At 69.9% G+C, this 22,862-nt stretch carries 24 protein-coding genes; 8 read left to right on the top strand and 16 right to left on the bottom strand.

Features of this window, described 5'->3' with window-relative positions:
* Positions 1–6: 6 nt before the first annotated feature.
* From JJQ90_RS18330 to JJQ90_RS18315, 4 genes are all read right to left on the bottom strand, one after another.
* Positions 7–1,101 (bottom strand): Ldh family oxidoreductase, encoded by a 1,095-nt coding sequence (locus JJQ90_RS18330; RefSeq protein ID WP_216877686.1) that lies wholly within the window; start codon positions 1,099–1,101, stop codon positions 7–9.
* Entirely contained in the window at positions 1,098–2,102 is a 1,005-nt protein-coding gene (locus tag JJQ90_RS18325; protein ID WP_216877685.1) for a Bug family tripartite tricarboxylate transporter substrate binding protein, read from the bottom strand. The genes JJQ90_RS18330 and JJQ90_RS18325 overlap by 4 nt, the downstream gene beginning before the upstream one ends.
* 46 nt (positions 2,103–2,148) lie before the next feature.
* A complete protein-coding gene (locus JJQ90_RS18320; protein ID WP_216877684.1) occupies positions 2,149–2,952 on the bottom strand; it encodes a class II aldolase/adducin family protein in 804 nt (267 codons plus the stop codon).
* Positions 2,953–3,045: 93 nt separating this feature from the next.
* Entirely contained in the window at positions 3,046–3,951 is a 906-nt protein-coding gene (locus tag JJQ90_RS18315) for a LysR family transcriptional regulator (protein ID WP_216877683.1), read from the bottom strand.
* A gap of 89 nt (positions 3,952–4,040) precedes the next feature.
* Between JJQ90_RS18315 and JJQ90_RS18310 the strand changes: the two genes are divergently transcribed.
* A complete protein-coding gene (locus JJQ90_RS18310) occupies positions 4,041–4,901 on the top strand; it encodes an amidohydrolase family protein (protein WP_216877682.1) in 861 nt (286 codons plus the stop codon).
* Positions 4,902–4,949: 48 nt separating this feature from the next.
* Entirely contained in the window at positions 4,950–5,690 is a 741-nt protein-coding gene (locus JJQ90_RS18305) for a cytochrome c oxidase assembly protein (RefSeq protein WP_216877681.1), read from the top strand.
* 4 nt (positions 5,691–5,694) lie between these two features.
* Here JJQ90_RS18305 and rodA read toward each other — a convergent pair whose 3' ends face one another.
* The 5 genes from rodA to JJQ90_RS18280 all read right to left on the bottom strand — a co-directional run bounded on the left by rodA (position 5,695) and on the right by JJQ90_RS18280 (position 11,388).
* Positions 5,695–6,846 (bottom strand): rod shape-determining protein RodA, encoded by a 1,152-nt coding sequence (rodA, locus tag JJQ90_RS18300; protein ID WP_216877680.1) that lies wholly within the window; start codon positions 6,844–6,846, stop codon positions 5,695–5,697.
* Between the two features lie 10 nt (positions 6,847–6,856).
* Positions 6,857–8,749 (bottom strand): penicillin-binding protein 2, encoded by a 1,893-nt coding sequence (mrdA, locus tag JJQ90_RS18295; RefSeq protein WP_216877679.1) that lies wholly within the window; start codon positions 8,747–8,749, stop codon positions 6,857–6,859.
* Positions 8,750–8,909: 160 nt separating this feature from the next.
* The gene (mreD, locus tag JJQ90_RS18290; RefSeq protein WP_216877678.1) at positions 8,910–9,443 is read right to left on the bottom strand and encodes a rod shape-determining protein MreD; all 534 of its coding nucleotides are present in this window, start codon (positions 9,441–9,443) and stop codon (positions 8,910–8,912) included.
* A 14-nt stretch (positions 9,444–9,457) separates the two neighbouring features.
* Positions 9,458–10,321, bottom strand: a complete 864-nt coding sequence (gene mreC / locus JJQ90_RS18285) for a rod shape-determining protein MreC (protein WP_216877677.1) — start codon at positions 10,319–10,321, stop codon at positions 9,458–9,460.
* A 23-nt stretch (positions 10,322–10,344) separates the two neighbouring features.
* Positions 10,345–11,388: a rod shape-determining protein gene (locus JJQ90_RS18280; protein WP_216877676.1), complete on the bottom strand. Its 1,044-nt coding sequence runs from the start codon at positions 11,386–11,388 to the stop codon at positions 10,345–10,347.
* 298 nt (positions 11,389–11,686) lie between these two features.
* Between JJQ90_RS18280 and JJQ90_RS18275 the strand changes: the two genes are divergently transcribed.
* Positions 11,687–11,920, top strand: coding sequence for a YMGG-like glycine zipper-containing protein (locus JJQ90_RS18275; protein ID WP_216877675.1), 234 nt, complete (start codon positions 11,687–11,689; stop codon positions 11,918–11,920).
* 129 nt (positions 11,921–12,049) lie between these two features.
* Here the strand turns inward: JJQ90_RS18275 and JJQ90_RS18270 are convergent, their stop codons facing one another.
* From JJQ90_RS18270 to JJQ90_RS18260, 3 genes are all read right to left on the bottom strand, one after another.
* On the bottom strand, positions 12,050–13,834 hold the full coding sequence (locus JJQ90_RS18270; RefSeq protein ID WP_216877674.1) for an ABC transporter ATP-binding protein/permease: 1,785 nt from the start codon (positions 13,832–13,834) through the stop codon (positions 12,050–12,052).
* A gap of 244 nt (positions 13,835–14,078) precedes the next feature.
* Entirely contained in the window at positions 14,079–14,243 is a 165-nt protein-coding gene (locus tag JJQ90_RS18265) for a DUF1328 domain-containing protein (protein WP_216877673.1), read from the bottom strand.
* Positions 14,244–14,327: 84 nt separating this feature from the next.
* Positions 14,328–15,089, bottom strand: coding sequence for a PhyR family response regulator anti-anti-sigma factor (locus tag JJQ90_RS18260; protein ID WP_216877672.1), 762 nt, complete (start codon positions 15,087–15,089; stop codon positions 14,328–14,330).
* 69 nt (positions 15,090–15,158) lie between these two features.
* On the opposite strand from JJQ90_RS18260, the gene JJQ90_RS18255 reads away from it, so the two are divergent.
* The 4 genes from JJQ90_RS18255 to JJQ90_RS18240 all read left to right on the top strand — a co-directional run bounded on the left by JJQ90_RS18255 (position 15,159) and on the right by JJQ90_RS18240 (position 18,382).
* Positions 15,159–15,689: an RNA polymerase sigma factor gene (locus JJQ90_RS18255; RefSeq protein WP_329959473.1), complete on the top strand. Its 531-nt coding sequence runs from the start codon at positions 15,159–15,161 to the stop codon at positions 15,687–15,689.
* Positions 15,690–15,755: 66 nt separating this feature from the next.
* Positions 15,756–16,361: a sigma-70 family RNA polymerase sigma factor gene (locus JJQ90_RS18250; protein ID WP_216877670.1), complete on the top strand. Its 606-nt coding sequence runs from the start codon at positions 15,756–15,758 to the stop codon at positions 16,359–16,361.
* A 55-nt stretch (positions 16,362–16,416) separates the two neighbouring features.
* Positions 16,417–16,614, top strand: coding sequence for a hypothetical protein (locus tag JJQ90_RS18245; protein WP_216877669.1), 198 nt, complete (start codon positions 16,417–16,419; stop codon positions 16,612–16,614).
* A 127-nt stretch (positions 16,615–16,741) separates the two neighbouring features.
* A complete protein-coding gene (locus JJQ90_RS18240) occupies positions 16,742–18,382 on the top strand; it encodes a sensor histidine kinase (protein ID WP_216877668.1) in 1,641 nt (546 codons plus the stop codon).
* Here the strand turns inward: JJQ90_RS18240 and JJQ90_RS18235 are convergent.
* Together JJQ90_RS18235 and JJQ90_RS18230 are read right to left on the bottom strand one after the other, a co-directional pair.
* Entirely contained in the window at positions 18,315–19,919 is a 1,605-nt protein-coding gene (locus JJQ90_RS18235) for a 2-isopropylmalate synthase (RefSeq protein WP_216877667.1), read from the bottom strand. The genes JJQ90_RS18240 and JJQ90_RS18235 overlap by 68 nt on opposite strands.
* A 245-nt stretch (positions 19,920–20,164) precedes the next feature.
* Entirely contained in the window at positions 20,165–20,539 is a 375-nt protein-coding gene (locus JJQ90_RS18230) for a DUF6968 family protein (protein WP_216877666.1), read from the bottom strand.
* Positions 20,540–20,623: 84 nt separating this feature from the next.
* Here JJQ90_RS18230 and JJQ90_RS18225 point away from each other — a divergent pair, with 84 nt between their 5' ends.
* Complete coding sequence (locus JJQ90_RS18225; RefSeq protein ID WP_216877665.1) at positions 20,624–21,598, top strand: NAD(P)-dependent oxidoreductase; 975 nt, start codon at positions 20,624–20,626, stop codon at positions 21,596–21,598.
* On the opposite strand, the gene JJQ90_RS18220 is transcribed toward JJQ90_RS18225, so the two are convergent.
* Both JJQ90_RS18220 and puuE read right to left on the bottom strand, forming a co-directional pair.
* The gene (locus JJQ90_RS18220) at positions 21,595–21,924 is read right to left on the bottom strand and encodes a hypothetical protein (RefSeq protein WP_216877664.1); all 330 of its coding nucleotides are present in this window, start codon (positions 21,922–21,924) and stop codon (positions 21,595–21,597) included. The genes JJQ90_RS18225 and JJQ90_RS18220 overlap by 4 nt on opposite strands.
* The gene (gene puuE / locus JJQ90_RS18215; protein ID WP_216877663.1) at positions 21,921–22,850 is read right to left on the bottom strand and encodes an allantoinase PuuE; all 930 of its coding nucleotides are present in this window, start codon (positions 22,848–22,850) and stop codon (positions 21,921–21,923) included. Before puuE ends, JJQ90_RS18220 begins: the two co-directional genes overlap by 4 nt.
* Between the last annotated feature and the right edge of the window lie 12 nt (positions 22,851–22,862).

Genomic DNA, 22,862 nt, shown 5'->3' with positions numbered 1-22,862 from the left:
GCCCATTCAGGGCATCAGGCACGTCACCCCGGCCCTTTCGCAGACCCCGCGCAATTGCCGCGCGAGGCTGTCGGGAATGGGGATGCCCTCCGCCAGCCGGCGGGCACGGCTGGCCACTTCCGGATCGCCTGCCACCAGCACGGGTTTTTGCGGATCGGCGGGCGGTGTCGCGCGCAGCACGTCGATGGCCTCGTCCAAATCGGCCTCGAATTCGCCTTCGTCGCGGAAGCAATCCGGGTCGATGGCCATGAAGAAATGGCCGAGATTGTCCGGATCCTCCGGCCGCTGCGTGCGGTTGCGGATCGGCGAGAAGGAGGCGCCGGAGAGCACGCCGCCCAGGATATGCACCATCATGGCCAGGCCGTAGCCCTTGTGGCTGGCCATATCCGCCGTGCCGCCGAGCGGCGTCAGCCCGCCCTGATGCGTCACCCGCAACCGGTGCCAGGCCTCCGCCGCATCGGTCACCGGCTGGCCGGCCTCGTCCAGCACCCAACCGGCGGGCAGCGGCTTGCCCTGCAGGTCGTGCACCTTGACCTTGTTGCTGGCGCAGCTGCTGGTCGCCATGTCCAGCCGGAAGAGCGTGTTGCGCCCGGCCGGGGCGGCGAAGGCGATGGGGTTGGTGCCGAGCAAAGGGATGGAGCCCCGCGTCGGCACCACGGAAATGCTGCGCGTCGCGCTGGTCACCATGCCGACCAGCCCCTCCGCCGGGGCCAGCGCCGCGTAATAGCCGGCGGCGCCGAAATGGTGGGAGTTGCGCACCGCCACCACGCCGACGCCCGCGACCTTCGCCTTTTCCATCGCCAGCTTCATGCCGAAGACCGCCGCCGGATGGCCGAGCCCGGCATCGGCATCGACCAGCGCCGTCACCGGGTTCTGCCGCAGGATTCGTGGTTGCGCCTGCAGGTTCAGCCGGCCCTTGCGGCGGCTTTCGTCGTAATCCATCAGCATGGAGATGCCGTGGCTGTCGACGCCGGCGAGGTCGGTCTCGATCATCACCTCCGCCGTCACGCGCACAGTCTCCGGCGCCATGCCCCAGGCGGTGAGGACGGCGGTGATCTGCGCGCGGCAGGTCTCCACGGGAACCAGGTGCATGTCGCTCATTCGGGCTTGAGTCCGGCGATCTCGATGGCGCGGCGCGCCTTCGCCAATTCGCCTTGCAGGAAGCGGGCGAGGTGGTCGGTGGTGAGCTCCTCCGGCGTCGGCGGGTTGACGCTGAAGGAGAGCAGCCGCGCGCGGATGTCGGGGTCCCGCGCCGCCTCGCCGACCAGTGCCTGGATGCGGCCGAGGATCGGTGCCGGCGTGCCCACGGGCGCGAAGAGCCCGACGAAGGAGGCGGCGAGGAAGTTCGTGTAGCCGGCCTCGATGAAGGTCGGCACCTCCGGCACCTGGGACGAACGGCCCGGCGCGGCGATGCCGAGGATGCGGCCGCGCCCGTCTCGATGCAGGTCGAGCACGCTCGACAATTCGATCAGGATGCCATCGACATTGCCGGCGGCGAAATCCGGCAGCGTGGCGCCGCCGCCGCGATAGGGCACATGCACCAGGTTGGCGCCGGTCTCCGCCTTGAACAGTTCCAGCGGCAGGTGGTTGGCGCCACCGATGCCGGAGGTGCCGATGGTGACTCCGTTCCGCTGCGCCTTCGAATAGGCGACCAGCTCGGGCAGCGTGCGCACGGGCATGGAGGGCTGCACGATGATGACCATCGGCACCTGGCCGAACATGGCGACGAAGCTGAGGTCGGTGATCGGGTCGAAGCGCTTGTTGGCCATCAGCAGCGGGCTGTTGACGATGGAACCCGGGCTGCCGATCAGGAAGCTGTAGCCATCGGCGCGGGACCGGATCACCGCCTCCGTCCCGATGGCGCCGGCCGCGCCGCTGCGGTTTTCCACCACGATGGGCTGGCCGAGCTTCGGCCCGATATGCGCGGCGTAGAGACGTGCCAGCACATCGGTATTGCCGCCAGCGGCGAAGGGCACGACGAAGCGGATCGGCCGGTCCGGCCAGTTGCCCTGGGCCGCGTTGCCCTGGGCTTGGGCATGCGGGGCGGCCAGCATCGCGCCTGCGGCGCCCAGCAGCAGGCGCCGCCCGATGGTCGGGGTCATAGGCGTATCCTCCCTTGAATCCGCTTCTTCGGCGGATTGCGAAATCTCAGACCCAGTAAGGCGGGTAGGCGGAGCCCTTCTGCTCGGCTTCCAGGCGGCGCAGCATCGCGTGCCATTCCAGCACGCCATAGGGGCGGCGGGCGCCGGGCTGGTACAGATGCGCGGTCTTGGCGAGCGTCGCCTCATCCGGCACCAGCAGCTCGGTGCGGGAATTCATCGCATCCACCTGGGCGCGGCAGGACATCTCCAACTGGTACATGGTGTTGAAGGCCTGCTGGAGCGTGGCGCCGCAGGTCAGCAGCCCGTGATTGCGGAAGATCAGCGCATCATGCGGCCCGAGATCGGCGACGATCCGCTCCCGCTCCGACAGATCGACCGCGGGGCCTTCATAGTCATGGTAGCCGAGATGGCCGACGAAACGGATGGAGGTCTGGCTGAGCGGCAGCAGCCCGCATTTCATCGCCGCCACGGCCATGCCGGCGCGGGTATGGGTGTGGATCACCGCCGCCACATCCGGCCGCGCCTTGTGGATTGCGCCATGGATGACGTAGCCGGACTTGTTGATGCCGTAGTCGGTGTCCGGCTTCCAGATGATGTTGCCCTCGACATCGATCTTCACCAGTGAGGTCGCGGTGATCTCCTTGTACAGCAGCCCGTACAGGTTGATCAGAAGATGCTCGGTGCCTGGGATGCGGAGCGTGATGTGGTTGTAGATCAGGTCGGTCATGCCATAGGCGTCGATCAGCCTGTAGCAGGCGGCCAGGTCGCAGCGCGCCTGCCATTCGGTGGCGCTCACCTCGTCCCGGACCGAGGGCCAGTTGGTGTCGTAGCGCGGGGCGGCGATGTCCATGCGCGGGTTTCCTCATCCGGTTTGTTGGCACGGATGGTCCCCCAGCGCGGCGCCGGCGTCCAATAGGAAGCTTTGGGCGGGGTATTCATCCCATCAATGCCCCACCGGCAGCAGGCCCTCATTCCGCAGCACATCGCGCAGATGGCCGACGAAGCGCGCCAGCACGGTGGAATCGGGCGTGCCGCGCGGCCGGATCAGCACCGTCTCGAAGGCCACCGGCGGGTCCAGCGGCCGGGCCACCAGCCCCGGAAAATCCAGGCTGCGCAGCATCAGCGGCTCGACCAGCGCGATCCCCGCGCCATGCTGGGCCAGCAGGATGCCGGTGAGGGAGACGGTGACCTGGGCCACGATGCGCGGCGAGATTCCGGCCTGTGCCAGCGCCTGGTCCACATGCAGGCGGAACAGGTTCTGCGGCAGGTAGGTGATGATCGGCTGGTCGGCCAGCGCGGTCACGGGAATGCTGGTCCGCTGCGCCAGCGGGTGGTTCGCGGGCAGCACGGCGGCGAGCGAGCTGCGCAGCAGCAATTCGATGTCCACCTCCGTGCTGCCCACCGGCTCGTGCACCACGCCCAGCTCCACCTCCCGGCTCGCCACCCGGTCCACCACCTGGGGCGAGGTCAGGGATTGCAGCGCCACGCGCATGCCCGGCCGGCCGGTCAGGAAGCTCGCCACCGCCCGGGCCAGGTAGCCATTGGCGATCGGAAAGGCCGCGGCGACGGACAGCGTGCCGAGCCGGCCACCCGCCAGGTCCTGCGTCAGCCGCTGCACCGCGGCCAGCCGGCTGAACACCGCATCGATATCCGGCAGCAGCGCCTGCGCCTCCGGCGTCGGTTGCAGCCGGCCGCCGATGCGGTTGAACAGGCGGAAGCGGAGCTGCGCCTCCAGATGCTTCAGCACCGTGCTGACGGAGGGCTGGGTGACATTCAGCAGCCGCGCCGCGCCGGTGACGGAGCCGGTGCGCATGATGGCGTGGAACACCTCGAACTGCCGCAGATTCATGGTCTGAAGGCTAGGGCATAAAGCCGATTGATGGAAACCCGTGCGATCCCTGTCTGGACGGCGCGGCCTGCTGCGGCGAGCCTGCGTCCATGAGCACCATCCCTCCCCTGCCCGCAGGCGCCTGCGACTGCCACACCCATGTCTTCGAGGAAGGCCATTTCCTCGATCCCGCCCGCAGCTACACGCCGGGGCTGATGACCACCGCCGGGCTGCGGGCGCATCTGGACCGGCTGGGATTGCAGCGCATCGTGCTGGTGCAGCCCAGCACCTATGGCACCGACAATTCCGGGATGGAGCGCGCCTTGGCCGAACTCGGCCCGGCCACCGCGCGCGGCATCGCCGTGATCGACGGGGCGACGGAGGAGGATGCCCTGCGCCGCCTGCACGCCGCCGGGGTGCGCGGCGTGCGCCTCAACCTGCACACGGCCGGGCGCGCCGATGCGGGGCAGGCGCGGGCCATGCTGGTGGAGGCCGCCGCCCGTGTCGCGCCGCTCGGCTGGCATGTGCAGATCTATACCGAACTGGCGCTGATCGAGGCCCTGGCGGCCGATATCGCCGCCCTGCCCTGCGGCGTGGTGGTGGACCATTTCGGCCGGGCGCAGGGGGCGGGCGGCACCGGCCAGCCGGGCTTCGCGGCGCTGGTCGAACTGCTGCGGCAGGGCGTGGCGCATGTGAAGCTCTCCGCCGCGCACCGGCTGTCCGCCGCGCCCGACCATGCCGACATGGCGCCGATCACCCGCGCGCTGATCGCGGCGAACCCCGAGCGTGTGGTCTGGGCCTCCGACTTCCCGCATTCGGGCGTGCGACCTGGGCTGGCGGCGGATGCGGTGCATCCCTTCCATGCGGTGGACGATGCGCGGGCGCTGGCGCGGCTGGCGGAATGGGCCGGGGATGCGGCGACGCTGCGGCGCATCCTGGTGGACAATCCGGCGCGGCTCTACGATTTCTGACCACCCTCACCGCAACCCATCGGAACCCGCGACGTTGCGACCCGCAGAATGATCGCCATACCCTTCTGCGGCCCGCCGCCCCTGCCCGGCGAGGCCGGCTGGAACACCCACCCGCTGCTGATCGCGACCCTGCTGCTGGGCGCCGCCGCGCTCGCCTGGGCGGAGCGGCGGCAGGGCCGGGAGGCGGCTTGGCCGATGGCCGGCTGGGGCGTGCTGGCGCTGGCGCTGGTTTCTCCCCTGTGCAGCCTGTCCGTCGCGCTGTTCAGCGTGCGGGTGACGCAGCATCTGCTGGTGGTGCTGGGCGCGGCGCCGCTGCTGGCACTGGCGGCGATGCGGTTGCGCAGCGTCGGCATGGCCGGCATCGGGGTGCCGGCGGCGGGTTTCGCCGTGCTGCTCTGGCTGTGGCACGTGCCGGGTCCCTATGCGGCGACCTTCGCGGCGGATGGCGTGGCCTATTGGCTGATGCACGCCTCCCTGGCCTTCAGCGCCACCTGGTTCTGGGCCGCGTTGCTGCGACATGGGCCGGCACGACCCCTGGCGGCGGTGATCGGTGCGCTGGCGACGGCGATCCAGATGGGCGCGCTGGGCGCGCTGCTGACCTTCGCGCCCCGGCCGCTCTATGCCGTGCACGCGCCCGATGTGACGCTGCCCTGGGGCTTCACCCCGCTGGCGGACCAGCAGCTCGGCGGGCTGCTGATGTGGGTGCCGGGCGGGCTGCTTTTCGTGCTGGTGCTCGCCCTGGGCCTGGCGCGGGCGCTGCGCCGCCCCGCCAGCGGCACGGCCGCCTGAGGCGTCACTGCTCGTCCCGGGTCGGCCCCATCTCCGCATCCCTGTGGACATGCGCCGACATCAACAAGCCGAATCCCACCATCGCCGTCAGCATCGCCGAGCCACCATGGCTGATAAGAGGCAGCGGCACGCCGCCAACCGGGATGGCGCCGGTGACCATGGCGATATTGACGAAGACATACATGAAGAAATTCGTCGCCAGCCCCACCGCCAGCAGCCGGCCGAACTGGTGCCGGCTGCGCAGCGCCACCAGGAAGCCGAAGGCGATCACGCAGGCCAGCAGGCCGAGAACGCTCAGCGCGCCCACCAGCCCGAATTCCTCGGCCAGCATGGTGAAGATGAAGTCGGTCTGCTTTTCCGGCAGGAAGTTCAGGTGGCCCTGCGTGCCCTGCAGGAACCCCTTCCCCCAGAACCCGCCCGAGCCCAGGGCGATCTTCGACTGGATGATGTTGTAGCCGGCGCCCAGCGGATCGCTCTCGGGATCCAGGAAGGTGGTGATGCGGGCGCGCTGGTAGTCGCGCAGATTCTCATAGGCGATCGGCGCCGCGACCGCGGCGGCCCCGAGCACCAGGGCGAATTTCCACAGCCGCACCCCGGCGGCGAAGAACACCGCGCCACCGACCATCAGGGTGATCAGCGCCGTGCCGAGATTGGGCTGCTTCAGGATCAGCGCCGCCGGCAGCAGCACCGCCAGGATCGGCGGGATGAGGAAGATGGGATTGCCCATCCTCTCCCAGGACGCCTTCTGGAACCACGCTGCGAGCGCCACCACCAGCAGGATCTTCATCAGCTCCGAGGGCTGAAGCTGGAACCCGCCGAGGTCCAGCCAGCGCTGAGCACCACCGCCCACCTGGCCATGCAGCGCCACCATCACCAGCAGCCCGATGCCCCCCGCATAGCCCACCCAGGCATAGCGGGCGATCAGCCGGATATCGACCAGGGCGATGGACAGCATCAGCACCAGCCCGAAGCCGAAGCGGATGGCATGGCGCTGGGCATAGGGCTCCGGCCCGCCGCCCCCGGCCGAATACAGCGCCACATAGCCGACGCCACCGACGGCGCAGAGCAGCAGCACGAAGATCCAGGGGATCTGCCACAGCTTCTCCAGCACCCCCGTGCCGCGTTCCCGCAGCAGCAGCCGGCGTTCGAACCTCATGCGAGGAACCTCATGGCCGGCCGCCGCCCGCCGGCCGCGTCGCCGCCGCCACCCGCGCCCCGAAGGCGCCGCCCGGGCCGGGGCGAAGCTGCTGGAAGGCCTCGATCAGCACATCCCGCGCCAGGGGCGCCGCGGCGGCGGAGCCGCTGGAGCCATGCTCGACGATGACGGAGACGGCGAAGACCGGATTGTCATGCGGCGCGAAGGCGACGAACAGCGCATGCGGCCGCCATTCGCGCGGCACCTGGTCCACCCGGTAGCCGCGCTCCCGCTGCTCCCGCGTCACCCGGCGCACCTGGGTGGTGCCGGTCTTGCCGGCCATGGCCCCCAGCTCGTTGGGCAGGCGCGCGATGCGGGCGGTGCCGCCCTGCTCATTCACCACGGCCCACATCGCCTCCCGCACCAGGCGCAGGTCGCGTTCGGGGATGCCGAGGCTGGGCCAGTCCTCCGCCCTTGTACCGCGCACGGGGCGGCCGCCGATGCTGCGCGTCAGATGCGGCTGCACGGCGCGGCCGGTGGCCAGCCGGGCGGTCATGGTGGCCAGCTGAAGCGGCGTCAGTTGGTAGAAGCCCTGGCCGATGCCATGCACCACCGTGTCGCCCAGCGCCCAGGACCGCCCCTGCGCCTGGCGCCATTCCCGCGTCGGCATCAGCCCGTTGCGGATGCCCGGCAGCTCGATGTCCAGCGGCACGCCCAGGCCGAAGCGGCGCCCCATGGCGGCGATGCGGTCGATGCCAAGGCGCTTGGCCAGTTCGTAGAAATAGACGTCGCAGGAGTATTTCAGCGCCGCGCGCATATCCATGGCGCCGTGCCCCCCGCGATTCCAGCAATGGAAGCGGGATTCACCCAGATCCATATGGCCGGGGCAGAAGATCCGCTCCCCCGGCGTCACCACCCGCGCCTCCAGCCCCGCCAGCGCCACCACCATCTTGAAGGTGGAGCCCGGCGCGTAGAGACCGTTGGTCGCCTTGTTGATCAGCGGCGTCGCCCGGTTGCGCGTCCATTCCCGCCACTGGGCGTTGGAGACGCCGGAATTGAACAGGTTCGGGTCGAAGGAGGGCTGGGTGGCCATGGCCAGCACCTCCCCGTTCCGCGCATCCATCAGCACCACGGAGGTGCCTTCCTCGATCTTGCCGCGCAGGGTCTTGGTCAGGCCGGAATCGACCGAGAGCTGCACATCCTGGCCCTGCACACCCTCCCGCCGGTCCAGTTCGCGGATGATGCGGCCGACGGCATTCACCTCCATCTGCACCGCCCCGGCACGGCCGCGCAGCGCCAGGTCGTGGTGCCGCTCGATGCCGGACCGGCCGACGCGGATGCCGGGCAGTTCCAGCAGCGGGTCGCCATCCATGTCGCGCTCGGCCGGCGGGGCGACATAGCCCACGATATGGGCGAGGTGATCGGCCTCGGGGTAGATGCGGGTGGTGCCGACATCGACGCTGATGCCCGGCAGGTCGGGCGCGTTCAGCTCGATCCGCGCCATCTCCTCCCAGGTCAGGAAGTCCCGCACCGTCACCGGCACGAAGCGGCGGCGGCGGCGGACATCGCGCTCGATGCGCGCGCGCTCGGCCTCGGTCAGCGGCACGATGCGGCCGAAGGTCTCCAGCGTCGCGCCGACATCGGTGGTCTGCTCGGCCGTCAGCAAGGCACGCCAGTTGAGCTGGTTGCCGGCGATGATATGGCCATTGCGGTCCAGCACCCGCCCGCGCGGTGGGGCCAGCAGCCGGGCCGACAGACGGTTTTCCTCGGCCAGCGTGGCGTAGCGCTCGCCCTCGGTGATCTGGAGGCGGTGCAGCCGATGGGCGAGGAAGCCCAGCAGCCCCATCTGCCCGGCGCCCAGCAGCAGGGCGCGGCGCCCGAAAATGCCCCGGACCCGTTCTTCCTCACGCTGCCGGCGGCTCATGATTCACTGCCCTCAAGCGCCGGGCGGCCGCATCCGCGGCCTTGGCTCGCCGCACTTGCGGCGGCGCCCATTCGGGCGCTCGGCCCGCCAAAGTAGGCGGGCCGCGGGATTTTCACGCCCCCGGTCGCCGGGCGGCCGTGGGCTGCGCTCACGACCGGCATCACGGCGTCTCCTCCGCCCGCCGCATCACCCCGTGAATCCGGCTGAGCACGAAGGCGAAGGCCGGATAGAGGCCGGCGGAGAGGGCCGCCTGGTGCAGCGCCGGGGCCGGGGCGGGCAGGTTCCAGGCCAGCAGGGCGGTCAGCAGCCAGCCCAGCGCCGCCGTGCCGGCCGAGAAGGCGCAGAAGGCCAGCCATACGAACATGAAGCTCTGCCGCACCAGAAAGCGCCGCCAGGCCACCGCCAGGCCATGTGCCACCAGCAGCGTCACCACCCCGATGCCGAGCGGCGCCATGGTCAGCAGGTCCTGCAACAGGCCGAGCAGGAACACCGCCGGCGGCGGCATCGCCCCGGGGCGGAAGATCGACCAGAAGATGATGCAGGGCAGCGTCACCGCCGGCACCAGCGCCGGCACGCCGGAAGGCCCGGCCGCCAGCACCATCAGCAGCACCGTCCCGGTCGCGGGGAAGGCGGCGCGGGCGATGTCGTCCAGCCGCCGCAGCAGACCGGGCGAGGGTTCGGGGCGCCCGACCATGCCTGGAGGGATCCTCAGCGCCGACCGCGCGGCTCGGGCCGCGCGATGGCCTCGGGCGGCAGGATGCCACCCAGGCCGAAATCGAACAGGCGCACCACATCCAGCCGGTCGGTCCGGGCGAACAATTCCACCTCCGCCACCCCGCCCTCGGTCCAGCGCACCACGCCGACCGGCAGGCCGGCCGGGAAAGCCACGCCTTCCGCACTCGTCACCACGCGTGCCCCTTCCGCCGGGCGCCCACCCTCCGACCAGTGCTGCAGGCGCGGGCGGGCGCCATTCGTGCCCACCAACATGGCGCGCACGCGGCTGCCTTCCAGGGTCACGGGGATGCGGCTGTTCATGTCGGTGGCCAGCAGCACGCGGGCAGAACGCGTGCCCACCTCCGTCACCCGCCCGGCGAAGCCGCGCTCATCCAGCGCAATCTGGCCGCGTCGCACCTGCATGTCGGCCGGGATGGAAAGCAGCACGGCGCGGGCATAGACGCCGCCGCCATCGGCCACCACGCGGGCCGTGTGGAAGGCCGGCGCGCGTTCCGGCACGAAATCGAGCTGGCGGCGCAACAGGGCGTTTTCCGTCTCCAGCGCCAGGGCGGCCGCCTGCCAGCGGCGCAGCCGCTCATTCTCCTCCCGCAGCCGGGCATTCTCCTCCCGCAGCACCAGCAGTTGCTGGAGGTCGGCCACCGCCTCCCGCACCGCATGGGCGGGTTCCGCGAAGGCGGCGTAGAAGGGCGCCAGCGCATCGGCCAGGGCGATGCGGGCGCGTTCGGCCAGCAGCGCATCGGCCTTGCCCAGCAGCATGGTGCCGAAGGCAACAGCAATGAGCACCGGCAGCGACAGCCGCGCCAGCGCCTGGCGGAGCGGAATGCTCAGACGGATCAAGCGCCCTCCCCCTCAAACCACCATCAATACATGGAGGTGAGCACGTGGCGAAGCCGCTTCATCTCCTCCAGCGCCCGTCCCGTGCCGAGGGCGACGCAGGACAGGGCATCCTCTGCCACCACAACGGGCAATCCGGTGGCTTCGCGCAGCACGCCATCCAGGCGGTGCAGCAGCGCGCCGCCGCCGGTCAGCACGATGCCCTTGTCGACGATATCGGCGGCGAGTTCCGGCGGCGTGTTCTCCAGCGCCACGCGCACCGCCTCGACGATCTGGATCACCGGCTCATAAAGGCTTTCAGCGATCTGGCGCTGGCTGACGATGACCTCCCGCGGCACGCCATTCATCAGGTCGCGGCCCTTAACCTCGGTCATCGGGCCTTCCTCACCCTCCCAGGGCGGGGCGGCGGCACCGATTTCCATCTTGATCCGCTCGGCGGTGCTCTCGCCGATCAGCAGGTTATGGTTGCGGCGGATGTAGGAGATGATGGCCTCGTCCATCTTGTCGCCGCCGACGCGCACGGACCGCGCATAGACGATGCCGCCCAGCGAGATCACCGCCACTTCCGTGGTGCCGCCGCCGATATCCACCACCATGGAGCCGGAGGGCTCCGTCACCGGCAGCCCGGCGCCGATCGCGGCCGCCATCGGCTCCTCGATCAGCAGCACCTTGCGGGCGCCGGCGCTTTCCGCCGATTCCTGGATGGCGCGGCGTTCCACGGCGGTCGAGCCGGAGGGGACGCAGACGATAATCATCGGTGAGGCGAAGGAGCGCCGGTTGTGCACCTTGCGGATGAAATGCTTGATCATTTCCTCCGCCACCTCGAAGTCGGCGATCACCCCGTCCCGCAGCGGCCGGATCGCGGCGATATTGCCGGGGGTGCGGCCGAGCATCAGCTTGGCCTCCTCCCCCACCGCCAGGACCTGCTTCTTGCCGCGATGGTCGGAAATGGCGACGACGGAGGGCTCGTTCAGCACGATGCCCCGCCCCTTCACATAGACCAGCGTATTCGCGGTGCCGAGGTCGATGGCCATGTCGGCCGAGAGGAAGCCGAACAGGCGGGAAAACATGCAGTCGGAACCTTCCGAGTGGCGAAGAAGATCGCCTTGCCGGGCTGCGTCGGGCCGGCGGCCATGCCCTGGCGCGAGCCAGAGCCTGGCACCGCCCGGTCGAAGCAACCGCGGGGTGGCGCGAGGGGCCTCCGATACCCCTCCCCCGCCCGGGGCTCAAGCCCCGTTCCGCACTGCGTCAAAAGCCGCCGCCGGGGAGACGCCTCGAAAAAAAGCCCCAAACCGGAATGGTGCCGCGAACCTTCGGCGGGCCGCGGCGTTGGAGAGGCAGAGCGTTTACACTCCAGGAGATCCTGCCATGCGTTACCTTCCGATGCTGCTTCTGGCCGCCACCACCCTCGCCGCCTGCGGCCAGACCACTGGTGACCGCGCCGTCTCCGGCGGCCTGCTGGGCGCCGGCGCCGGTGCTGCCGTCGGCTCCCTCTCCGGCAGCGCCGGCACGGGTGCCCTGATCGGTGGCGCCGCCGGCGCGGCCGGTGGCGCGCTGACCAGCCCGGGCACCGTGAACCTCGGCCGCCCCGCCTGGCGCTGAGCCGCCCCACCGGTCCCTGACCGGTCGCAGGCCATCCGAATCAGCCGGCATCCCCAAGGGGGTGCCGGCTTTTTTCGTGTCCGCGGACCATGGCCATACGCCGGGGCGATGCCCCGACCGGCCATCCCGTCATTTTCGCCGCAGCATCCGCCCCAGCACCTTGTGCCCGCGCCCAGGGGGCCGTGCCGGCTTCTCTCGTCGCCGCACCTCCAGCCGCGCCCCGTCCGGCGAGGGCAGCAACTGCAGCGTCCGGTCGTGATAGACGTCGAGGCCCGGGCGGTGACCGATGGAGATCAGCGCCGTACCGTCCAGCTCGTCCTTGAACAGGCGCATCATTTCGTCCTGGTTCGCCTCATCCAACGCCGCCGTCGCCTCGTCCAGGAAGACCCAGCGCGGGCGGTGCAGCAGCAGACGGGCGAAGGCGAGGCGTTGCTGCTCGCCTAGTGACAGCACCCGGTCCCAGCGATCCTCCTCCCCCAGGCGCGGCACCAGATGCGGCAGGCCGCAGCGTTCAAGGGCCGCCACCTGCGCCGCATCGTCGAAGCTGTCCAGCGCATCCGGATAGGTCAGGCCGGCGCGCAGCGTGCCGAGCGGAATATAGGGCCGCTGTGGCATGAACATCATGGACGCCCGTGGCGGGATGCGGATCTGCCCGGCGCCCCAGGGCCAGAGGCCGGCGATGGCGCGGAACAGGGTGGACTTGCCGCTGCCGCTCTCGCCGACGATCAGCACACTCTCTCCGGCGCGGATTTCCGCATTGGCGCCCTGGATGACGACATTGCCATCGGAATGCGCCACCTGGAGGTTCTCGAAGGCCAGCACCGCCTCCGCCTCGCCCTGCTTCGCCTCGATCACCTCGATGCGTGTTTCCCCGGCATGGGCCTCGGCCAGGTCGAAATTCTCGTCGAGCTCCACCACCCGCTCCACATGGCTGCGCCATTCGGCCAGGCGGGGGAAGTTGTCGACGAACCAGGCGAGGCTGCGCGTCACCTCGATGAAGGCGGAGCTGATCTGCATCAGCACGCCGAGGGTGATGGCGCCGGCGAAGAAGCGCGGCGCCGCGACCAGGATCGGGATGATCGAGGCCGCCATGCCATAGGCCGAGGTCAGCCACATCAGGGCGCGTTCCCGCCCGTAGAGCTGGCGCATCACCACGACGACGCGGCCGAAGGCAGCCTGAAGCCCGCGCTCCTCATCCGCCTCGCCCCGGATCAGGGCGATGCCCTCGCTGTTCTCCCGCATGCGGATCAGGGCGAAGCGGTGGTCGCTCTCGGCCTCGTTGCGGCGGCTGTTGATGGCCACCATCGGGCCGCCGATGAACATGGTGAGGACGGAACCCACCACCGCATAGATCACCGCAGCCCAGACCATGTAGCCCTGGATCTCGATGTCACGCCCACCAATGGCGAGCTGCAATGGGCCGGAGAGCGACCACAGGATGCCGAGGAAGGAGACCAGCGTGAGGAAGGAGCTCAGCAGCCCGACCACCAGGTCGACCGCGATCTGCGTCGCCCAGCGCGCATTCTCGCTGATGCGCTGGTCGGGGTTGTCGGCGGCCTCGGGCAGGAAGTTGATCTGGTAGTGCCGGCCCCCGGCCAGCCAGCGCCGTTGCAGCCGATGCACCAGCCAGCGCCGCCATTCCAGCATCAGGGTCTGCCGGGCCCAGAGCTGGCTGACGGCCGCCGCCATGGCCAGCAGCAGCAGCAGGCCGAACATCCACATCTGGCTGTAGAAGGCCGCGCTGTCGCGGCTTTCCAGCGTGTCGAAGAAGTCGCGGTTCCACAGATTGAAGCGCACCGTCACGCCGATCTGGAACAGGGTCAGGCCGACCACTGCAAAGGCCAGGATCCAGGCCTGGCGGCGTTCGGCCGGGTCGGTGAAGTAGCCTCGGGCCAGGCGCCAGAAGCGGCGCATCAGGCCCTCCTGCGGCGGCAATTCTATGGCCGCAGGGGTCGGGTCGGGCATGGCGCCTCGAGGTTGGCGGCACGGCGCTTCGGGCGCACGGGCGCGGCGTTGCAGGGCTGTTCCGATACGGTCACAGGGCGCGGCGCAGCGGCGCCTTCACCCCCATCGCTCGGCGACCAGGGCATGGCCCTTCGCCGAGCCCGAGGTCATCGCGCGGGCCCGACATGAACAGCCCCAGCGCGCCGCCACGCCGTCACGGGGTGCGGAACACCCCGAACAGCAGGCTCAGCAGGAACAGGACGATGAAGATGGCGAACAGGATCTTGGCGATCCCGGCGGAGGCGGAGGCGATGCCGCCGAAGCCGAACAGGCCGGCGACGATCGCCACGACCAGGAAGATGAGGGTCCAGTAGAGCATGGTTGTCTCCGGCGATTGAGGTGCCGGATCAACGCCGCGCTGCCGGTACGGTTCCGGCTCAACTCATCGCGGCATGCCGCCCCCTCAGACCGGGTCGAGATGCACGCCGCGGGTCACTGCCTGATAGGTCGCGACGGCGAGCGTGGTGGGCTCGAAGGGCTTGGTGATGATGAAGGCGGGCTCCAGGTCCTGGCCTGTCAGCAGTCGTTCCGGATAGGCGGTGACGAAGATCACCGGGGCCTGATGGGTGCGCAGGATGCGCGCGACGGCGGAGGTGCCATCGCCGCCCGCGCCCAGATTGACATCGGCCAGGACCAGGGAGGGCCGTTCCGCCGCGGCGATCGCCACGGCCTCATCCTCGGTGGAGGCGATGCCCACCACCTCATGGCCCGCGGCCTCGACCAACTGCTGCAGGTCGAGCGCGATGATCGGCTCATCCTCGATAATCAGCACCCGGGCCACGGCGCCGGCCCGCAGATGACCACGCGCGGCCTCCAGGTGTTGGGCGGCCTGATCCAACGGCAGATCGAGGGCGCGTGCCGCCTGCTCCGCCTCCAACTCCTCCAGCGAGGTCAGCAACAGCAGCATGCGCTGCGGCCGGCTCAGCCCGCCGGCGGCCAGATCCTCCGTCTCGGGCGCCGCCCCGGCGATGCGGCAGATCGCACCATATAGGGACAGGCGCGCCAGCATGGCCCCGTCGCGGACCCCCTCCACCGGCAACAGCCCCTGGCGCAACGCCTCGGCCACAAGGGCGTCCCCGGCGGATTGCGCACCGGTCAGCGCGCGGGCGAAGCGGCGGGCGTAAGGCAGCGCCGCGATCAGCGCCGTGCGATCCATCTCGCTCATCGCCTTGTCATCTCCAATTTTGGCGGCGGGCGCTGCCGCAACGTCTCAAGGGTTGATATGCAGGGTGTTGTGGATGAACAAGACAACTCCGGCGCCCAGCGCGCCGTGATCGCGCAATTGTTGCCGGAATTGCGCGCCGCCGCCCGGATGCTCACCCGCTCCCGCAGTGAGGCTGATGACCTGGTGCAGGAATCCGTGCTGCGCATGCTGCGCGGCCTTCCCGGCTTTAGCACACCGCCCGAACTGGCGCATGACCTGAAGGCGGCGCTGCGCCCATGGGGCCTGACCGTGCTGCGCAATACGTTCCGGGAGGGCTGGCGCCGCGCCAAGCGCGAGCGGGACCACCAGGACGCCCATCCGCCGGAGCTGGAACCCGGGCGCCCGACCGAACAGGAAAGCGCCCATCAGGTGCGTGACCTGGCTCGCGCCATGGCCGGCCTGCCCCCCGCGATGCGGGAGGCGCTGATGCTGGTGGCTGCCCGTGGCCTGACCCTGGAGGCGGCGGCCGAGATCTGCGGCGTGCCGGTGGGCACCATGAAGGCCCGTGTCTCCCGCGCCCGGCGCGCGCTTTCGGATGCTCTCGCGCCTGTGAACGGGTAACGCGTCCGCGATGCAACCATCCCGCCGGCCCATTCATTCAGTGGGCATAGAGGATGGAGCAAAAGCATGCCGAACGAGTTCCACGGACAGGTCATCGCCCTGCTTCCCCGCCTGCGCGTCCAGGCCCTGGCGCTGACCCGCAACCGCGCCGCCGCCGATGATCTGGTGCAGGATGCCGTGGCCAATGCGCTCGCCGCCCAGAACAGCTTCACGCCGGGCACCAATTTTCCTGCCTGGATGCATCGCATCCTGCGCAACCGTTTCATCAGCACCCTGCGCAAGCAGCGCGAGACGACGGATATCGAGGATGTGCCGGCGAGCGCCTTTGCCGTCAGTGCGACCCATGAGGACCGCCTGATCCTGAAGGAGCTGGGCAATGCGGTGAACCGCCTGCCGGCCGACCAGCGCGAGGCGCTGTTCATGGTGGTGCTGCAGGGCATGTCCTATGAGGATGTGGCGGAAGCCACCGGCTGCGCCGTGGGCACGGCGAAGAGCCGCGTCTTCCGCGCCCGCCGCCAGTTGCAGACCTGGCTGACTGGCGAGGAATCGGCGGAGGCCACCACCCCGGAGAACCGTACCGGGGAGAATCGCTACACCGGCCGCCCCGCAGCATCCGGCATGCGCCGGATGAGCGGCAAGTCAGGGGTTGGCGAACACCATCTGCTGGCTTAAGTCGGAATGATGGGCGCCGCCTCGCTACCTGGCGGCGCCGTCATCGGCGATGGACATGGACAGCAGCGACAGCAGCAAGCCCGCGCCCTCCCCCAGGCCCGCACGCCGCAAGGCGGAACGGAAGGATGGGGATGCCTTCGACCTGTGGCTTCAGCGTGGGCTGCACCAACTTTACGACGACGTCGCGGCGGAGCCGATTCCGCCCGAGTTGTTGCGCCTGATCGAGGAGGATCGGACGCGGCGCGGCAAATAGCCATGGCCGCTTCCGCCTGACGCCAGACCGCATGACAGATCCCGGCGTCACAGACCCAGGACTACCTGGCCCAGGACTACCTGGCCCCGGCCCGGCGGAACCGCGCATCCGGCCGCGAAGGTGGCGCATGCCGCGCCCTCAGGCCAGCCTGCGGGGCCGGCTGGCCTGCCTGCTTCTGATTGTCGCCTTTCCCGTCGTCGTCATGGTGCTGGCGGGCACCCATGCCGGCTATCAGGCCGCCATCCGCCAGGCGCATGACGATCTCGCCCTGGAACGCGACATGGTCGTGGGGCGCTTCACCAGTCGCTTCGCCACGGCGGATGCCGCGCTGCGCAGCCTCTCCGCCATCTGGCCGGAGGGTCGCCCTGGGGGTCGTGATGACTGTGGCGAATGGCTGGCCGGCATCGCCCCGGACGGGGTGGTGCTGGAAGTAGAATGCGCGGCGAATCGCGACGCAATGCCCGCGATCCCGGCAGAGGCTCGGAGCCGGCTCGCAGCCGCCAGTGAAACCCTGACGCTGGTCGGCCAGGGCGGGATGATCTCCCTGCTGCGGATGCTGCCCACCTCCGGCAGGCTGCTGGTGGCGCGTATCGCCACACCAGCCCTGCCGGCGGGCTTGCTGGTCTGGCTGGTGGATGGTGACCGCAGCAGTTGGGCGATGAGCGATGCGGCCGCGGAACTGGGACCTGTCGCGCCCGCCGCCGCCGCCGATGGCAGCCCGGCGATGAGCCGGCTGGCTGGGGTGGAGTTGGTCGCCGCGCGCGGCATGCTGGTCGCCCCGTCCCGGCTGGTCGTCGCCCGCAGGGCCGCCCCCATCCTCGCCGCCGCTCGGATTTCCGCCATCAGCCGGCTGGCGGAGGTGGGCGCGCTGCTCGCCCTGAGCCTGCTGGCCGTGCTGCTGGGTGCGCATTACGCGGTGACCCGCCCGCTCTCCCGCCTGCGGCGATCGGTGGCGCAGTGGCGCAGTGGCGCGGCGCCGCTGCTGATTCCCGGCGCTGCCGAAATGCCCGACGAGATCCGCGACCTGGCGGAGAGCTTCCAGGCCGGTGCCAGCACGCTGGCGGAGCGGGAGCGTGACCTTCAGGCGGCGATCGACCGTGCCGAGATCCTGGCGGCGGAGGTGCATCACCGCGTCAAGAACAACCTCCAGATCGTCAGCAGCCTGCTGGCGCTCCAGGCCCAGCGCGTGACCGATGGTCAGGCGCGCACGGAATTCGAGGCGGCGCGCGACCGCATCGGCGCGCTCGCCACGCTGCATCGCCACATGTATGCGCATCATGATCCGGAGGCGATCGACCTCGGCGCCTTCATCGCGGAACTCGGCGCGCAGCTTTTCGCCGCCATCGGCGACAAGCCGGGGCGCCGTATCGCGCTGGATGTCGCGGCGCCGGCGCTGCGGATTTCCTCCGACCAGGCGGTGCCGCTGGCGCTGATCATCACGGAGGCGGTCTCCGCCGCGCTGAAGCAGGGCTTTCCGGCTGGGCGGCAGGGCCGCATCGCCATCACCGTGGCGGCGGATGACAAGCGCGCCAGCCTGTCCATCGAGGATGATGGGGTGGTGCCGCGCCCGGATGACCAGCTTCGCGCCCTGCTGCTGCGCGGGCTAACCCGGCAGTTGGGCGCGGAGCTGACGCGTGCGGAGGCCGGGCTGGCGCTGGAATTCCCGCTGCGCCCGCCCACCCCGCGCCCGCCGCCGGCCCTCAGGCCGAAAGCGCCTGATTCAGCTCCGCCGGCCCCATCTCAGCAGGGGCCGTCCGCGCCCGCTTGACCAGCAGCTTGTTCAGCGCGTGGACATAGGCCCGCGCGCTGGCGACGATGGTATCCGTATCGGCGCCCTGGCCATCGACCATCTTGCCGTCCTCCTCCAGCCGCACCGTCACCCGCGCCTGGGCATCGGTGCCGCCGGTGACGGACTGCACGGCATAGAGCTTCAGGTTCACCTCATGCGGGAATGCGACCCGCAGCGCCGCGAAGGTGGCGTCCACGCCGCCATCACCGCCTGCCACGCCTTCCCGCACCTCGCCATCCACTTCCAGCGCGATGGAGGCGATGGGGCGAGTGTGCATGCCGGTGGAGACGGACAGGCCGGTCAGCTTGATGCGGTCATTGGCGCGGACGACCTCGTCATCCACCAGCGCCACGATGTCCTCGTCGTAGACGACCTTCTTGCGGTCGGCCAAATCCTTGAAGCGCTTGAAGGCGTCGTTCATGGCGTTGTCGCCGACCTCGTAGCCCAGCGCCTTCAGCTTGTCCTTGAAGGCCGCCCGGCCGGAGTGTTTTCCGAGTACCAGCGACGATTTCGTCCACCCCACGCTTTCCGGGGTCATGATCTCATACGTGGAAGAATCCTTCAGCATGCCGTCCTGGTGGATGCCGGATTCATGGGCGAAGGCGTTGCGGCCGACGATCGCCTTGTTGGGCTGCACGTCGAAGCCGGTGATGGTGGCCAGCAGGCGGGAGGTGCGCAGGATGTTCTTGGTCTGCACGCCGTTGCTCACCGGGATCGCGTCGTGGCGCGTGCGCAGCGCCATGGCGATCTCCTCCAGGCTCGCATTGCCGGCACGCTCGCCGATGCCATTGATGGTGCATTCCACCTGGCGGGCGCCGGCGCGGATGGCGGCGATGGTATTGGCCACTGCCAGGCCGAGGTCATTATGGTTATGGGTGGACAGCACCACGCGATCCGCCCCGGGCACCCTTTCGCGCACGGTCGAAAAAATGCGGAACATGTCTTCCGGCACCGCGTAGCCGACGGTGTCCGGGATGTTGATGGTGGTGGCGCCGGCCTTGATCGCGGCCTCGACGCAGCGGCAGAGGAAGTCCATCTCCGTCCGCGTGCCGTCCTCGGCGGACCATTCGACGTCGGCGGTGGCATTGCGCGCCATGGTGACGGAGGCCGTCACCATCTCCAGCACCGCCTCCGGCTCCATCCGCAGCTTCACCCGCATATGCAGGGGGCTGGTGGAGACGAAGGTGTGGATACGGCCGCGGGCGGCGCCCTTGATGGCGTCGGCCGCCTTCTGGATATCACCCGGGGAGGTTCGGGCCAGGCCGCAGACCACGGGGCCATCCTTGGCGAAGCGGCGGGCGATGGACTGCACGCTTTCGAAGTCACCCGGGCTGGCGATGGGGAAGCCGGCTTCCAGCACATCCGCGCCCAGCTCGGCCAGCGCCTCGGCCATACGCAGCTTCTCCTCCAGGTTCATGGAGAAGCCGGGGGATTGTTCGCCGTCACGCAGCGTGGTGTCGAAGACGATGACGCGGTCGGGGTCCATGACCCCGAAAGACGGGTGATTGATGGCCATTGGGGGCGTTCCTTGCTTCTGATTCGTCATGCCATGCGTGAGGGCAAAGCCGCCCCCAGGGTCCCCTGAGCGATACCAGCCGTTACCGACCGGAGCTTACGCCCAGGGGTGGCTAAGTCGAAGGAGAAGGAGCGCGCGCGGCAGCCGGCCGGCCCGGAGGGCGGCGGTCAGCTCGATACGGGCGGCGCGGGGTGTCATGGCTACGTTCAGGCTACCGGCGCGAAACCGTTCGCGCAAGCGCCTCGTCACGGAACGGTGCCGGGATCGGGGTCCCGGCCCAGGTCGTGGAGGCGATGGGAAAAGCCCCAGGGCGCGCCGAGACCCATCCACGTCAGCCGCCCCTGCTTCGCCTCCTCGGTCGATTCCAGCAGCGTCGGCATGAATTCCAGGGTCAGGGTCAGTGCCTGAAGGGCATCAACGCCGCAGCAATAGCGCCGGAAGGTCTCGGAAAGGCCCGTGACGGCGTAGCGGCAGCGCCAGGTTTCCCGGTCTTCCTCAACGAAGGGAATGCCGATGGCGACGCGGCCGCGCGGCGCGCCATCGACTTCGAACTGCACCGTCAGCAGGGTGCCCGGCCTGGTATCCTTGCCGGGACGCGCCTTCGCGGGGTGTTTCGCCATGCCGTGATTCCATTCCGCGCCAGGCACTGGCCTGCCGACCGATCCCGGATCACCATGGCGAAAATCATTTCGGAGGAACAGCGCATGGCGTTCAAGGTGGTGCTCGGCCGCAGGTTGCCGGAGGCGGGGATGGCGGTGTTCGCCGCGCGGCCGGAACTCGATCTGGTGGTGCTGGACAATCCCCCGGCGGCGGAATGGCACGCGGCCATCGCGGACGCCCATGGCACGCTGTGCTGGCTGGAGAAGATGGACCGCCCTGCCCTTGCCGCGGCGAAGCAGCTGCGCGTCGTCTCCCGCATCGGGGTTGGCTACGACACCGTGGATGTGCCGGCCTGCACGGAGCGCGGCGTGGCGGTGATGGTGGCGAACGGGTCCAACGACCTGTCGGTGGCCGAGCATGCGATGATGCTGCTGCTGACGGTGGCGCGGCGGGCGGTGGATATCCACAACCATGTGGCCGGCGGCGGATGGTGGCCGCCGGGCGGGCTGCGGATGGTGGATCTGGCCGGCAAGCGGGCCCTGGTGGTGGGCTATGGCCGCATCGGCACCCGCGTCGCGCAGTATCTCAAGGCGTTCCGGATGGATGTCGCGGTGATGGACCCCGGCTTCTCGCCGCACCGCATCGCCGCCGATGGGTTCCGGCCCGCGCGCGACCTGCATGCGGCGCTGTCGGACGCGGATGTGGTGACGCTGCACTGCCCCCTCTCACCCGCCACGCACCACCTGATAAACGAGGCCGCCTTCGCCGCCATGAAGCCCGGCGCCATCCTGGTGAACACGGCGCGCGGGCCGGTGGTCAATCAGGAGGCTTTGGTCGCCGCCCTGCGATCCGGCCAGCTGATGGGCGCCGGCCTGGATGTGCTGGAGGTGGAGCCGGCGACGTCGGGCAATCCGCTGCTGACCCTGCCGAATGTGGTCATCAGCCCGCATTCGGCGGCGAGCACGGAGGAGGGAATGAACCGCATGGCCCGGATTTCCGCGCAGAACATTCTGGATGTTCTGGATGGGAAGGCCGATCCCTCAATGATGGTGAATGCGGAGATTTTGCAGCGCGGCTAGCCGCAGGCCAGGCTCTCCACCACGCCGCCTTGCACCACGCCACCCGCCCGGTCGACCCGGTAATCCCGGGTCGCCGGCTGGTTCGGCGCCAGCAGCCGGATGGTCCGAATACCCGGCATGGCGCCAAGCGCCGCGCGCACCTCCGCCTCCGGCCGGCCGACCAGCGCCGGCAGCGCCTCCGCATGGTCGGCGCAGCGGCCACCGGCCGGGCCTTCGGACAAAGCCGGCGGCGGCAGGGCGCGGTCGCCGCGGGGCAGCGGTGCGGTGGCCGGTTCCGTGGCGCAGGCCGCGGCGAATCCAACCAGAAGCAAGGCAAGGCGCCTCATGCGGGGGCGTGTTCCTTCCACCAATGCCGTGCGATATCGGCGCGGCGGGCGATCCATACCTCATCCTTGTGCTTCGCCACATGCGCCAGGAAGCGGCGCAGCGCGGCGGCGCGGCCGGGGCGGCCGACGATGCGGCAATGCAGCCCCACCGACATCATCTTGGGCGCCCCCGCGCGGCCCTCCGCCAGCAGCAGGTCGAAGGCATCGGTCAGGTGGCGTTCAAAACCGTCCGGCCCGGCAAAACCCGGGGGCACGGCGAACTTCATGTCGTTGTTGTCGAGGGTATAGGGGATGACGAGATGCGGTTTCCCTTCCGCCGTCACGTAATGCGGCAGGTCGTCGTCATAGGCGTCGCTGTCATACAGGAAGCCGCCATGGCGGGCGACGAGGGTCCGCGTGCGGGGGCTGATGCGGCCGGTGTACCAACCAACCGGGGCCGTGCCGGTCAGCCGGGAAATCGTCTCGACGCAACGGGCGATCTCGGCGGCTTCCGTCGCCTCGTCCATGTTGTGGTAGTCGATCCAGCGCCAGGCATGGCTCGCCACCTCATGCCCCGCTTCCGCGAAGGCGCGCGCCGCGTCCGGGTTCAGTTCCAGCGCCCGGCCGACGCCATAGACCGTCAGCGGAAAACCCTGCTCCCGGAACAGCCGCAGCACCCGCCAGACCCCGGCCCGCGCGCCATAGTCGAACTGGCTTTCCACCGTGCGGTTGCGCTCGCCGAGGATGGGCGTGCCGCCCGGCACCTCATGCAGATACAGCTCGCTGCCCGCATCGCCATTGAGGACGGTGTTCTCGCCACCCTCCTCGTAATTCAGCACGAAGGACAGCGCGAGTTTCGCACCGCCGGGCCAGCGCGGGTCGGGCGGTGTGACGCCGTAGCCGGCGAAGTCGCGGGGGTAGTCGGTGTCGGCGGCGAGCTTGGTCATGGGCGCAGCGTC

The sequence above is a fragment of the Falsiroseomonas oleicola genome, from assembly GCF_019029495.1.
In the GTDB taxonomy this organism is placed as follows: domain Bacteria; phylum Pseudomonadota; class Alphaproteobacteria; order Acetobacterales; family Acetobacteraceae; genus Falsiroseomonas; species Falsiroseomonas oleicola.
The sequence above is the reverse complement of the archived record's forward strand: the minus strand, read 5'-3'. Positions and strand labels throughout refer to the sequence as shown.